Consider the following 12,993-nt stretch of genomic DNA (forward strand, 5'->3'; position numbering starts at 1 on the left):
GGTGAAGTGGGCGGGAAACGGCGTCAGTTGGGTACGGCCGTCCGCTCGATCCCGTTGATCAGGGCCTGGAACCGCCAGGACAGGCGGGCCTCGGGCGCCCCGGCGAGCAGATCGCCGGAGCGGGCCGCGATGTGCGGGTGGGTCCGGTCGGACACGGTGCGCACGGCGTCGGTCAGGGTGTCCCAGTCGTCCTGGGCGGTGTCGTCGCCCGAGTGCTCGGCGGCCGTCGCGGTGGCCTGCTGGAGCAGCAGGTCCACGCCCCACGCGGCCTGCGCCGGTGGGACGCCGCCCTCGTCGAGCAGGGCCAGCAGGGTCTCGATCAGGTTCAGGTAGTGCGGGCCGCTGGGCCAGGCCGTGAGCGCCGAACGGGCGAGGCTCGGGTGCTCGAAGAGCATCGCGGTGTACGCCGTGAGTACCTGCTCGACCCGCTCGCGCCAGGAACCCTCGGTGGGTGCCGTCTCGATCGTGCCGAGCAGCTCGTCGAGCACCGCCGCGTGCAGTTCCGCGGTGTTGCGGACGTATACGTACAACGAGGCCGGACCGGTGTCGAGATCCTGGGCCAGGCGCCGCATGGTGACCTTCTTCAGACCCTCGGCGCGAAGCACCGTCACGGCGGCGGCGACGATGCCCTCCCTGCTCAGGGCGGGTTTCGCCGGCCGGTCACGGCGGCTGCGCGGGGTGTCGGGGCGAGCTGTCATGCTTCTACGGTAACGAACATGTTCGCTCCGAACAAGTTCGTGGCGAACATGTTCGTAAAATACCGGACCATGCTGCTCTCGTGACGGCCGTTCCCCCGCCGCACTCTCCGGCCCCGGCTTCTGCCAAGATGCCGTACGTCATGGTGCAGATACCGAAAACGCCCGCAGCCCCGTCGCCCGCACCGCGCTCCGTGCCCACGAGTGCCGATGTGGCCCGCCTGGCCGGCGTCTCACGCGCGACCGTCTCCTACGTCCTCAACAACACCAGTGCCGTACGGATCAGTGAACCCACCCGCCGACGCGTCCACGAGGCCGCGAAGGAACTCGGGTACGTCCCGCACGCGGCGGCCCGCAGTCTGCGCGCCGGACACAGCCGCATGGTGCTGATGCCGGCGCCGACCATGCCGGTGGGACTCCTCTACAGCCAGTTCATCAACGAACTCCAGTGGGCGCTCAGCCGCCTCGACTACACGGTCGTGCAGCACGGATCCGTCGGTCTGCGCGGTGACGAGGCCGCCCGCGCCTGGGCAGAACTGCGCCCGGTCGCCGTCCTGGTGCCCGGCGCCGGGCTCGGCCCGGAGGGCGTCGAGGTCCTCAAGCGCTCCGGTGCGCGGGCCGTCCTCACGCTCGGCCCCGAGAAGGTCGAGGGCGCTCACGCCGTGCTCCTGGACCAGGAAGGCGTCGGCCACTGCGCCGGTGCGCATCTGTACGGCCGCGGCCGGCGCCGGATCGGTGTGGTCATGCCCGAGGAACCCGGCATGGGGGTCTTCTCCCGGCCCCGCCTCGACGGTGTGCGCCGCGCCCTGCTCGGCACGGACGCCACGGTGACCGAACTCCCGCTCGCCTACTGCGAGGAGAGCGCCGCCCGGATCGCCGCCCGCTGGCGCGCTCTCGGTCTCGACGCGGTGTTCACGTACAACGACGAGTACGCGATGCTGCTGATGCGCGCCCTCCAGGACGAAGGTATCCGCATCCCCGAGGACACGGCCGTGATCGGCGCCGACGACCTGATGATCGGCCGACTGCTGCGCCCGCGCCTGAGCACCGTCCACATCCAACTGCCCTCCGGCCACGAGCTGGCCGAACTGGTCGACAGCGCGGTACGCGAACCGGGCGGGGTACCGGGCACGCACGAACTGCTCGGCGCGTCGGTGGTACACCGCGACTCCAGCTGACCCGGGGCTGGAGTGATCCGGCCGTGAGCGACCTGGGTCTGCCCGGCGGGGTAGGTCGGAGGGAGCGGCGGCGCCTGAATCGGTGCCGGTGAGCGGGGTGCGGTGCGCGTCCTGCCGGGCGGTGACGGTGAGCGCGTTCAGATGCCGCTGGGCGTGCGGCAGTACGGCGAGGCGATCGGCCGGCGCGGCCGGTGGCGTGAGCCGTCCGACCGACTGCATCGCGCCTTCCTGGAGCGTCCTGGCCGGTTAGCCCGAGGCGTCCCGCTCGATCCGCCCGTCGACCGGGTCGGGCGAAGCCGAGAGTGGGGGAGTCGCCGACCGCGTCCCCTCTCTACCCCGGGCCCGGCGACCGCGCCGGGGCGAATCGGCCGTACGCGACTAGGATGTTGCTTGCTCAACCAGACGGGGATGCGTTCGGACACCGGACGTGGCTCGCGCGGCTGCGTCGGATCACCGCATCCCGTCACGCGACCGCCCAACAGGCCGCGAAGACAGGGGACTTGCGCCGCCCGGGTGGGTCCCGCCGGTGACGGATCGGAGAACCACCATGCCGCTGCTCGACCCGAAGAACTGGCAGTCCCGCCCCTTGTCGGGCCCCGAGTACCCGGTCACCGAGCCCGCCACCGGCGACACGCTCGGCACCGTCACGCTCGCCGCCGCCGAGGACATCCGGCCGGCCGTCTCGGCTGCCCTCGCCGCGCAGACCGCGTGGGCGCGCGTCCCGCACTTCGTCCGCGCCGGTGTGCTGCGCAAGGCCGGTGACCTGTTCGCCGCGCACGCCGAGGAACTGCGCGAGTGGCTCGTGCGGGAGTCCGGCTCGATCCCCGGCAAGGCGGACTTCGAACTGCACGTCGCCGCCCAGGAGTGCTACGAGGCCGCCGCCCTCGCCTCCCGCCCCGCCGGACAGGTCCTCCCCAGCGAGGCGCCCCGGCTGTCGTACACCCGCCGCATCCCGGTCGGCGTCGTCGGCGTGATCGCGCCCTTCAACGCCCCGCTGATCCTCTCCATCCGCTCGGTCGCCCCGGCCCTCGCGCTCGGCAACGGGGTCGTCCTGAAGCCGGACCCGCGCACGGCGGTCTGCGGGGGACTGTCGCTCGCGGCGGTCTTCGCGGAGGCGGGCCTGCCCGAGGAGTTGCTCCAGATCCTGCCGGGTGGCGCCGACGTGGGGGCCGCGCTCGTCGCCGATCCGCAGGTGCCCGTCATCTCCTTCACCGGCTCAACTGCCGCCGGGCGCGCGGTCGGTGAGGCTGCGGGGCGTCATCTCAAGCGCGCGCACCTGGAGTTGGGCGGGAACTCGGCCCTGATCGTGCTGGCGGACGCGGACCTGGACGCGGTGATCTCGACGGCGGCCTGGGGTTCGTTCTTCCACCAGGGCCAGATCTGCATGACGACCGGCCGTCATCTCGTCCACGAGTCGCTCTACGAGGAGTACGTCGAACGCCTCGCCGCCAAGGCCGACTTGCTCGCGGTCGGCGATCCGCACCGCGCGCAGGTGCACCTCGGCCCGATCATCGACGCGGCCCAACTCGCCAAGATTCACGGCCTGGTGGAGGCCAGCACGGCAACTGGCGCCAGGCTGGCGGCCGGTGGGACCCACGAGGACCTCTTCTACCGGCCGACCGTCCTCGCCGGCGTCGACGACGACACCCCCGCCTACGCGGAGGAGGTCTTCGGCCCGGTCGCGCCGGTACGGTCCTTCGCCACCGCCGACGAGGCGGCGGCGCTGGCCTCGGCGGGACCGTACGGCCTGTCGCTCGGGATCGTCACGCGCGACAGCGCCCGCGGCCTGGACCTGGCGGAACGCATCCCCACGGGGATCGTCCACATCAACGACCAGACCGTGAACGACGAGGCCGTGGCCCCCTTCGGCGGGGTCGCCGCGTCCGGCACCGGCGCCCGCTTCGGCGGCGAGGCCAACCTGGAGGCCTTCACCGACGTGCGCTGGACGACGGTGCGCGGGGACGTGGCGTCGTACCCGTTCTGAAAAACGAGGGTCCGGAAACCCGAGGGAAATCCCTGGGCTTACTGACCGTTCTGCTCGGCCTGTGCCTGCTGCTCGGCGACCGACTTGCGGACCTCGTCCATGTCCAGCTTGCGGGCCTGGCCGATGACGTCCGTCAGGGCGGTCTCCGGCAGGGCGCCGGGCTGGGCGAAGACGGCGACGCGGTCGCGGACGATCATCAGCGTGGGGATCGACTGGATGCCGAAGGCCTGGGCCAGCTCGGGCTGGGCCTCGGTGTCGATCTTGCCGAAGACGAGGTCCGGGTTCTCGTCGGCCGCCTTCTCGTAGACCGGGGCGAACTGACGGCACGGCCCGCACCAGGACGCCCAGAAGTCGATCAGGACGAAATCGTTGTCCGTGACCGTCTGGTCGAAGTTCTCCTTGGTGAGCTCCACGGTGGTGGTCATGACGTAAATCCCTCTTCCTCGATGTGGGGGCGAAGCCGTCCCGGACAACACGGTCGTCCGGTGTCGTATTCCGCGCCCCTACCCGTGTGGCTTCAGCGCACACCACCCAGCAGACTGGCCCCATGACGGAAACGGAATCCATCGCGTACGACGTCGTGGTGCTCGGGGCCGGGCCCGTGGGGGAGAACGTCGCCGACCGCACCCGTGCGGCCGGTCTCTCCACCGCGATCGTGGAGAGCGAACTGGTCGGCGGCGAGTGCTCGTACTGGGCGTGCATGCCCAGCAAAGCCCTGCTGCGCCCGGTCATAGCCCGCGCCGACGCCCGCCGCGTGCCCGGCCTCGGCCACCTCGTCCAAGGCCCCCTCGACACCGCCGCGGTGCTCGCCCACCGCGACTACGAGGCCTCGGGCTGGAAGGACGACGGCCAGGTCCGATGGCTCGACGGCATCGCCGCCGACCTCTACCGCGGCCAGGGCCGCCTCGACGGCCCCCGCAAGGTGACGGTGACGGGCCCCGACGGCGTACGGCACGTCCTCACCGCCCGGCACGCCGTCGCGGTCTGCACCGGCACCCGCGCCCTTCTGCCGGACATGCCCGGACTCGACGAGATCAAGCCGTGGACCAGCCGCGAGGCCACCAGCGCCAAGGCCGCGCCCGGCCGGCTCATCGTGGTCGGCGGCGGGGTCGTCGCCGTCGAGATGGCGACCGCCTGGCAGGCCCTCGGCTCCCGCGTCACCCTCCTCGTCCGCGGCAAGGGCCTGCTGCCCCGCATGGAGCCCTTCGCCGGCGAACTGGTCGCCGACGCGCTCACCGAGGCCGGCGTCGACCTGCGCACCGGCACGTCCGTCGCGGCGGTGACCCGCGAGAACGGCACCGTCGCGGCCCTCCTCGAAGGCGGCGACCGCATCGAGGCCGACGAGATCCTCTTCGCCACCGGACGCGCCCCGCAGACCGACGACATCGGCCTCGACACGATCGGCCTGGCACCGGGCTCCTGGCTCACGGTGGACGACACCCTGCGCGTCCCGGACAGCGAGTGGCTGTACGCGGTCGGCGACGTCAACCACCGCGCCCTCCTCACTCACCAGGGCAAGTACCAGGCCCGCATCGCGGGCGCCGCGATCGCCGCCCGCGCGTCGGGCGTGCCGCTGCTGGAGACCGACCCGTGGGGCGCCCACGCGGCCACCGCCGACCACGACGCCGTACCCCAGGTCGTCTTCACCGACCCGGAGGCCGCGTCCGTCGGCCTCTCCCTGGCCGAGGCGGAAGCGGCCGGCCACCGCGTCCGCGCGGTCGACGTCGAGTTCTCCTCGGTCGCCGGCGCCGGCCTCTACGCCGACGGCTACCGAGGCCGCGCCCGCATGATCGTCGACCTCGACGAGGAGATCCTGCGCGGCGTGACATTCGTAGGCCCCGGCGTAGGCGAACTGATCCACTCGGCGACGATCGCGGTCGCCGGCCAGGTCCCGATCAGCCGCTTGTGGCACGCGGTGCCGTCGTACCCGACGATCAGCGAGGTGTGGCTGCGGTTGCTGGAGGCGTACCGGGGCTGAACACGCCTGACATCCTTGGGTAGTTGACCGCCGATTCCCTACGGCAGCTCGAAGCCGAGCGCAGCCGACGCCTGGTCCGGTGTCGGCTGCGCCCAGCGCTCCGCCATCGCCTCGTTCGAGGACAGGGAGCGCAGTTCCGCGCGGTCGAGATACAGCAGCCCGTCGAGGTGGTCCGTCTCGTGCTGAACGATCCGCGCGGGCCACCCGGTGAACACCTCGTCCACCGCCCGCCCGTGCTCGTCCTGCCCGGTCAGCCGCACCGAGGTGTGCCGTGCGACCACGGCCTGCCAGCCCGGCACGCTCAGGCACCCCTCGAAGAACGCGGCCCGAGCGTCGCCGACGGGCTCGTACGACGGATTGACCAGTACCCGGAACGGCTGCGGCACCCGCCCGCGCACCACCCGTACCTCGTCCGGCACCGGCGCCGGATCCTCGATCACCGCGATCCGCAGCCCCACCCCGACCTGCGGGGCCGCGACACCCACCCCAGGCGCCGCGTGCATGGTCTCGCGCAGCGCCTCGACGAACCGGGCCAGCAGCGCGGGTTCCAACTGGCCGTCGAACGGCTCGGTTTCGCGCCTGAGCACCGGGTCGCCGGCCGCGACGATGGGCAACGGGCCGCCGGCGGCGAGGAGTTCCTCGACCCGCTCGGCCAGGGGTGCGTGATCACTGGGAAGAACCATCGCGCCAGGATGCCATGGCCTCCGGCGACACCCGATGTGACCCACGCCATATACATCCGCGGGAACTCGTGGCCTTCACGCCCCGACTACTGGACCACTACGGCAACGACACACCATGACCCACCCGATTCCACGCCCTCGTCCCCCTCCTCCTCGCCCCCGGAGAAGCCCGCCCATGTCCACCGCTCCCTCGACCACCACGGCCGAGGCCCCGCAAGAGCCCGCCCCGGCACCGTCCCCCAGCCGCTGGGCCCCGCTCCGCCCCCTGGTCCTGCGTCTGCACTTCTACGCCGGAGTGTTCGTCGCCCCGTTCCTGCTCGTCGCCGCGACCACCGGCTTCCTGTACGCCGGTGCCTTCCAGGCCGAACGGATCGTGTACGCCCATGAGTTGACCGTCTCCGTCGGCGACCGTGAACTGCCGATATCGCAGCAGGTGACCGCCGCCCGCAAGGCACACCCCGAGGGCACGGTCTCGGCGGTCCGCCCCTCCCCGGAGGCCGGTGCCACCACCCGCGTCATGCTCTCCGGCGTCAGGGGCATAGCCGCGGACCACACCCTCGCGGTGTTCGTCGACCCGTACACCGGGAAGGTTCGCGGCGCGCTCGAACAGTACGGCTCGACCGGCGCGCTCCCGCTGCGCACCTGGATCGACGAGCTCCACCGCGATCTCCAACTCGGCGAAACCGGCCGCCTGTACAGCGAGTTCGCGGCGAGCTGGCTGTGGGTCATCTCGGGCGGTGGCCTGGTGCTGTGGTTCTCCCGGCGCCGCGCCCTGCGCAAGGTGCGCGGCACGAGCGGCCGGCGCCGCACCCTCGGCCTGCACGGCACGGTGGGTGTCTGGACCGCCGTGGGCTTCATCTTCCTCTCGGCGACGGGACTGACCTGGTCGACCTACGCCGGCGCCAACATCGACGAACTCCGCACCTCCCTCGGCCAGTCCACCCCCTCGGTGTCGGCCGCGGCGAGCGGTGAGCATGCGGGCCACGGCGGCGCCACCGCGACCGGCGACGCCCAACACGGCGTAGGACTCGACAAGATCCTCGCCGCCGCGCGCGCCGAAGGGCTCGGCAACCCCGTCGAGATCGTGCCGCCCGCCGACGCGAACTCGGCGTACGTCGTCAAACAGGTCCAACGCAGCTGGCCCGAGAAACAGGACGCCGTCGCCGTCGACCCCGCCACCGGCAAGGTGACCGACGAACTCCGGTTCGCGGACTACCCGTTGCTCGCCAAACTGACCCGCTGGGGCATCGACCTGCACACCGGTGTCCTCTTCGGTCTGGTCAACCAGATAGCCCTGATGCTGCTGGCCCTCTCCCTGATCCTGCTGATCGTGTGGGGCTACCGCATGTGGTGGCAGCGCGGCCGGGGTTCCTCCTTCGGCCGCCCGATACCGCGCGGCGCGTGGGCCCAGGTACCCCCGCTGCTCCTCGTCCCGTGCCTGGCGGTGATCGCCGTGCTCGGTTATTTCGTACCGCTGTTGGGGATTCCGCTGGCCGGGTTCATCGCCATGGACGTCGTGCTGGGGGAGATGGCCCACCGCCAGGGCCGTCGGACGTACGCGAAGTAGCGACGCACACGAAGGGGCCCGGTTCCGCGCCGGAACCGGGCCCCTTCTCCGTGTCATGTTCTCCGCGTCGTGCTCTGTGCCGCGTCTCAGACCCGCTCGAAGTCACCCGCGAGCGCCGAGGCGATCCGCAGATGCGAACCGGCCTCCTCGTGCCGACCCTGGCGCTCCAGCGTGCGGCCCAGCATCAGCCGCGCGTAGTGCTCCACCGGGTCACGCTCCACGAGGACACGCAACTCGCTCTCGGCGCGCCGCAGTTGGGCCGAGTGGTAGTAGGCGCGCGCCAGCAACAGGCGCGGTCCGGTCTGCTCGGGCACCTCCTCGACCAGCCCGCCCAACACCCGCGCCGCCGCGGCGTAGTCCTTGGCGTCGAAGAACATCTGCGCGCGCTCCCAGCGCTCCGCCGGTGTTCCGTGGTCGTAGTACGTCATGTCCACTTGACCTCCTTCGACATGCCACAACGGCCGGTGTTGGTTGAATATTCCACTACCTTCCGGTGGTGGCCAGCTCCGCGTTCGCCCGCTCGGCGACCAGGGTCAGCACGCGGCCGGTGGCCAGCAGGTCCTCCTCGGGGATGCCGCCCCAGATCCGGGCGCTCGCCGCGCTCGTCTCCTTCACGATCCGTTCGTACAGGGCGCGGCCCGCGTCCGTGATCCGCACGTCGGAGGCGTCCGGCGCGACGAGTCCGGCCACGATCAGTTCGTCGATGCTGCCCTGTACGGAGTCCTCGTCGGTCTTCAGGGCCGCGACGGTGTCCGCGGCGAGCTGCCCGCGGTCGACGGGCCCGGCGGCGAGAGCGACCGGCCGCAGGGTGATCTGCTGCTGGAAGCCGAGGCCGTGGCGGGTGAGGACGCTCTCCAGGACGGCGCGGGCGGCGTAGTGGGCCAGGCCGAGCGTGCGGGCGTCCGCGGGGGATGTGGTGGTGGTCATGTCTGCTCCTTCTCGTGCTCACTCGCAGGGACAGGTGCAAGGGGTGTGTCGAGCAGGGTCGCCAGGTCTCGGCTGAACTCCCGGGCCCGTGCGCTGTCGAGACCGCCGAGCGGCTCCAGCAACTGCTCCAGAAGTCCGTGGACGACCTTGATCGCCCGCCGGGTCACGTCACGACCCTCGTCCGTGAGGGCCAGTTGGACGGCGCGCGGGTCGCGGGGGTCCCGGGTGCGCTCGACGAGGCCGGCGGTTTCCAGGGCGCGGGCCAGCTTCGAGACGTAGAGGGCTTCGAGGCCGGTGTGGTCGGCGAGGTGCCGCTGGCTGGGGCGCAGCCCGGAACGCTGCATGCCGTGCAGCGACGCCACCAGGGAGTACTGCGCATGGGTCAGTCCCAGGGGTGCCACCGCGCGGTCGACCGCCACGCGCCACTTCATCGACAGTCGCCAGACCAGGAAACCGGGCGTCGCGCCCGTGGATGCCGTGCTCATGGCCGATACAGTACATGGCTACTATGTCCATGGCTACTATTTTTGAACGGGAGACCGGCAGGACGGCGGCAAGGGGACGGCGGGGGAGAGGCGGTACCGGCGCGAGGCTGAGGGGTGCGGGGCGGCGGGTGACGGACTGACGGAACCGCCTCGGCGGGACTAGGTTGTCGCCATGAGCAATCTTGATCGCGAAGCGGTTCCGGCCCTGTGCGGCGGCCGCGGTTTCGTGGTGGCGGAGCCCGTCCGTGAACTCCTCAGCCCGCGCCGGGTCCAACTCGGCGAGTCCACCGAAGTCCGCCGCCTGCTGCCCAACCTGGGCCGCCGTATGGTCGGCGCCTGGTGCTTCGTAGATCACTACGGCCCCGACGACATCGCCGACGAGCCCGGCATGCAGGTGCCCCCGCACCCCCACATGGGCCTGCAGACGGTGAGCTGGCTGCACGAGGGCGAGGTGCTGCACCGCGACTCGACCGGCAGCGTCGCGACGATCCGCCCACGCGAACTCGGCCTCATGACCTCAGGCCGCGCGATCAGCCACGCCGAACAGAGTCCCAAGACACACGCCCGCTTCCTGCACGGCGCACAGCTCTGGGTCGCCCTCCCCGACAGCGACCGGCACGTCGAGCCGCACTTCGAGCACCATGCCGAACTGCCGGTCGTCACGGCGCCGGGCCTGCGCGCCACGATCGTCCTCGGCGACGTCGACGGCGCGGCCTCGCCCGGCACGACGTACACCCCGATCGTCGGCGCGGACCTGGCCCTCGCGGCCGGCGCGGACGTACGCCTGCCGCTGGAACCGGACTTCGAGTACGCCGTCCTCGCCATGTCCGGCGAGGCCCACGTCGACGGCGTCCCGGTCCTCCCGGGCTCGATGCTCTACCTCGGCTGCGGCCGCACCGAACTCCCGCTGCGCGCCGCGTCGGACGCGGGGCTGATGCTGCTGGGGGGCGAGCCGTTCGACGAGGAGCTGATCATGTTCTGGAATTGGATCGGACGGTCCCAGGAGGAGATCCAGCAGGCCCGCACGGACTGGATGACCGGCACCCGCTTCGGCGAGGTCAAGGGATACGACGGCGATCCGCTGCCGGCGCCGGAGCTGCCACCGGTGGGGTTGAAGCCGCGAGGGAGAGTGCGCTGACCTGCTGGCGCGTGCCACAGGGTTGCCCGGCGAGGGCGGGCGTGGACTTCCGCCCACCGTCCGCAACGGATCTCATCGAACCCGGCGGTGCCGCCGGGTTCGGCCGTGAGATCTGAACCCGTACCGGGAATCAGGCCGCGACGAGCTCCTGCTCGCGGTCCGGCGTCTTGACCTTGGGCTTCTTGTTCGGCAGCGAGAGCCGGAAGACCTTGTGCCACGCGGAGAGCACCTGCTTGGGCAGCGGGCCGGTGACGTACTCCAGCTCGTACTTCTCGAACAGGGCGCGCACTTTCACCGCGACCTCGGCGTACCGGTTGCTCGGCAGGTCCGGGAACAGGTGGTGCTCGATCTGGTGCGACAGGTTGCCGGTCATGAAGTGCATGGCCTTGCTGCCGCTGATGTTCGCCGAGCCCATCATCTGGCGCAGGTACCACTGGCCGCGGGTCTCGCCCTTGATCGACCGGCGCTCGAAGACCTGCACGCCCTCGGGGAAGTGCCCGCACATGATCACCGAGTGGGTCCAGATGTTGCGGACCAGGTTCGCGGTGAACGTGGCGGCGAGCGTGGGGAGGAACGACGGGCCCGACAGCAGCGGGTGGATCACGTAGTCCTTGAGCACCTGCTTGCGGATCTTGCGGCCCACGGCCTTGGCCCGCGCGCGGAACTCCGGGTTCTTGCGGCGGCGCTTGTTCAGGTTCTTGCCGAGTTCCAGGTCGTAGGCCGCGATGCCGTACTCGAAGAAGCAGGCGTTGATGAAGTTCCACAGCGGCTGGCCGAGGTGGAACGGGTGCCACCGCTGGTCCTCGTCGACGCGCATGATGCCGTAGCCGAGGTCGTTGTCCTTGCCGATCACGTTGGTGTACGTGTGGTGCAGCTCGTTGTGCGAGTGCTTCCACTGCTCGGACGGCGAGACGTGGTCCCACTCCCAGGTGGTGGAGTGGATCTTCGGGTCCCGCATCCAGTCCCACTGGCCGTGCAGGATGTTGTGGCCGATCTCCATGTTGTCCATGATCTTCGCCACGGACAGACCGGCGGTGCCGATCAGCCACGCGGGCGGGAAGAGCGAGAACAGCAGCACGCCCCTGCTGGCCAGTTCGAGCTTGCGCTGCGCCGAGATGACCTTGCGGATGTAGGCGGCGTCCTTCTCGCCGCGGCCGGCGATCACCTCGTCGCGGATCGCGTCCAGCTCGCGGCCGAGCTCCTCGATCTGCTCCGCGGTCAGGTGGGCGGTGGGGTCGGTGGCGGTCAAGGTGCTCCTACCGTTCGATGTCGCAGGGGCCCGCCGCGGCGGACACGCAGGTCTGGATGAGGACGCCCGGCTCGGCCTCGGTGATCTCGCCGGTGCGCAGGTCGCGGACGGCGCCCGCCTTGAGCGGCGTGACGCAGCCGAAGCAGATGCCCATGCGGCACCCGGAGGGCATGAGCACGCCGGCCTCCTCGCCGACGTCCAGCAACGGCGTGGCGCCGTCCGCGTCGACGGTCTTGCCGGTGGTGCTGAACGTGACCTCACCGCCGTCGCCGGTGACGACGATGCTGGGGCGGAAGCGTTCGATGTGCAGGAGCTCTTGTACGCCGTGCTCGGTCCAGTGCTCCTCGGCGGCGTCGAGCAGGCCCGCGGGCCCGCAGGCCCAGGTCTCGCGCTCGGCCCAGTCGGGCACGAGTTCGTCGAGACGGGCGATGTCGAGCTGGCCGTCCGTGTCGGTGTGCACCTCGGTGAGCCGCAGCTTCTTGTCCGCGACCAGGCCGTGCAGTTCGTCGCGGAAGATCACGTCCTGCGGCTGTGGCGCGCAGTGGACCATGACGACGTCGTCGAACTCGGTGTCGCGCAGCATGCCCATCACCGGCGTGATGCCGCTGCCGGCCGTCAGGTAGAGCACCTTGGCGGGCTTGGCCTGCGGCAGCACGAAGTCACCGGTCGCCTGGTCGAGCTGGATCAGCGTGCCCGGTTTCGTTCTGCGGACCAGATGGTTGCTGACCTTGCCGTCCGGGATCGCTTTCACGGTGATCGTGACGCGGCCGTCCTGGCGGTTCGTCGGCGAGGTGACCGAGTAGGCACGCCACAGGCGCACTCCGTCGACGTCGACCCCGATCCGCACGTACTGACCGGCCGTGTGGCCGCGCCAGCCCCGTCCCGGTCTGATTACGATGGTCGCGGCGTCACCCGTCTCGGGGTGCACGGCCTCGATGCGCCCACGCAGGTCAGCGCCCGCGCGCAGCGGGCTGACCAGGTCGAGGTAGTCCGACGGCAGCAGCGGCGTCGTGACCATCTCCAGCAGTTTCCACGCCCTGGTGCGGAGGGCTGTACTCGTCATGACTCCAGCCTGCTGCGCCTCAAGGCGTAAAGTCCTGACCGCAGGA

Annotated in this window: 13 protein-coding genes; 5 read left to right on the plus strand and 8 right to left on the minus strand. The window is 71.1% G+C overall.

All coding sequences use genetic code 11. The annotated features are described in order from the left end of the window. Positions 1-23: 23 nt before the first annotated feature. A complete protein-coding gene (locus OG588_RS44980) occupies positions 24-698 on the minus strand; it encodes a TetR/AcrR family transcriptional regulator (protein ID WP_405952316.1) in 675 nt (224 codons plus the stop codon). A gap of 140 nt (positions 699-838) precedes the next feature. On the opposite strand from OG588_RS44980, the gene OG588_RS44985 reads away from it, so the two are divergent. Together OG588_RS44985 and OG588_RS44990 are read left to right on the plus strand one after the other, a co-directional pair. Beyond that, on the plus strand, positions 839-1,873 hold the full coding sequence (locus tag OG588_RS44985) for a LacI family DNA-binding transcriptional regulator (RefSeq protein ID WP_405952317.1): 1,035 nt from the start codon (positions 839-841) through the stop codon (positions 1,871-1,873). Positions 1,874-2,420: 547 nt separating this feature from the next. Further along, positions 2,421-3,857, plus strand: a complete 1,437-nt coding sequence (locus OG588_RS44990) for a benzaldehyde dehydrogenase (protein WP_405953376.1) — start codon at positions 2,421-2,423, stop codon at positions 3,855-3,857. A 38-nt stretch (positions 3,858-3,895) separates the two neighbouring features. On the opposite strand, the gene trxA is transcribed toward OG588_RS44990, so the two are convergent. Continuing rightward, complete coding sequence (trxA, locus tag OG588_RS44995) at positions 3,896-4,282, minus strand: thioredoxin (RefSeq protein ID WP_405952318.1); 387 nt, start codon at positions 4,280-4,282, stop codon at positions 3,896-3,898. Positions 4,283-4,404: 122 nt separating this feature from the next. Between trxA and OG588_RS45000 the strand changes: the two genes are divergently transcribed. After that, positions 4,405-5,835: a dihydrolipoyl dehydrogenase family protein gene (locus OG588_RS45000; protein ID WP_405952319.1), complete on the plus strand. Its 1,431-nt coding sequence runs from the start codon at positions 4,405-4,407 to the stop codon at positions 5,833-5,835. Positions 5,836-5,873: 38 nt separating this feature from the next. Here OG588_RS45000 and OG588_RS45005 read toward each other — a convergent pair whose 3' ends face one another. Beyond that, complete coding sequence (locus OG588_RS45005) at positions 5,874-6,518, minus strand: peptide deformylase (RefSeq protein ID WP_398847694.1); 645 nt, start codon at positions 6,516-6,518, stop codon at positions 5,874-5,876. Positions 6,519-6,693: 175 nt separating this feature from the next. On the opposite strand from OG588_RS45005, the gene OG588_RS45010 reads away from it, so the two are divergent. Then, positions 6,694-8,085, plus strand: coding sequence for a PepSY-associated TM helix domain-containing protein (locus OG588_RS45010; protein ID WP_405952320.1), 1,392 nt, complete (start codon positions 6,694-6,696; stop codon positions 8,083-8,085). Between the two features lie 86 nt (positions 8,086-8,171). On the opposite strand, the gene OG588_RS45015 is transcribed toward OG588_RS45010, so the two are convergent. Genes OG588_RS45015 through OG588_RS45025 form a run of 3 tightly spaced genes read right to left on the minus strand, consistent with a single transcriptional unit; the run spans position 8,172 to position 9,497 of the window. Beyond that, the gene (locus OG588_RS45015; protein WP_366099244.1) at positions 8,172-8,519 is read right to left on the minus strand and encodes a tetratricopeptide repeat protein; all 348 of its coding nucleotides are present in this window, start codon (positions 8,517-8,519) and stop codon (positions 8,172-8,174) included. Positions 8,520-8,568: 49 nt separating this feature from the next. Then, the gene (locus OG588_RS45020; protein WP_366099245.1) at positions 8,569-9,012 is read right to left on the minus strand and encodes a MarR family winged helix-turn-helix transcriptional regulator; all 444 of its coding nucleotides are present in this window, start codon (positions 9,010-9,012) and stop codon (positions 8,569-8,571) included. Beyond that, positions 9,009-9,497, minus strand: coding sequence for a MarR family winged helix-turn-helix transcriptional regulator (locus tag OG588_RS45025; protein WP_405952321.1), 489 nt, complete (start codon positions 9,495-9,497; stop codon positions 9,009-9,011). Before OG588_RS45025 ends, OG588_RS45020 begins: the two co-directional genes overlap by 4 nt. 172 nt (positions 9,498-9,669) lie before the next feature. On the opposite strand from OG588_RS45025, the gene OG588_RS45030 reads away from it, so the two are divergent. After that, positions 9,670-10,635 carry a pirin family protein gene (locus OG588_RS45030; protein ID WP_405952322.1) on the plus strand — a complete coding sequence of 322 codons (966 nt, stop codon included), beginning with the start codon at positions 9,670-9,672 and terminating at the stop codon, positions 10,633-10,635. Positions 10,636-10,765: 130 nt separating this feature from the next. Here OG588_RS45030 and OG588_RS45035 read toward each other — a convergent pair whose 3' ends face one another. Both OG588_RS45035 and OG588_RS45040 read right to left on the minus strand, forming a co-directional pair. Next, positions 10,766-11,884, minus strand: a complete 1,119-nt coding sequence (locus tag OG588_RS45035) for a fatty acid desaturase family protein (protein ID WP_405952323.1) — start codon at positions 11,882-11,884, stop codon at positions 10,766-10,768. A 7-nt stretch (positions 11,885-11,891) separates the two neighbouring features. Continuing rightward, positions 11,892-12,947: a ferredoxin reductase gene (locus tag OG588_RS45040; protein ID WP_405952324.1), complete on the minus strand. Its 1,056-nt coding sequence runs from the start codon at positions 12,945-12,947 to the stop codon at positions 11,892-11,894. Positions 12,948-12,993 lie beyond the last annotated feature (46 nt).

This window comes from Streptomyces prunicolor (assembly GCF_045162825.1).
Taxonomy (GTDB): Bacteria; Actinomycetota; Actinomycetes; order Streptomycetales; family Streptomycetaceae; genus Streptomyces; species Streptomyces prunicolor.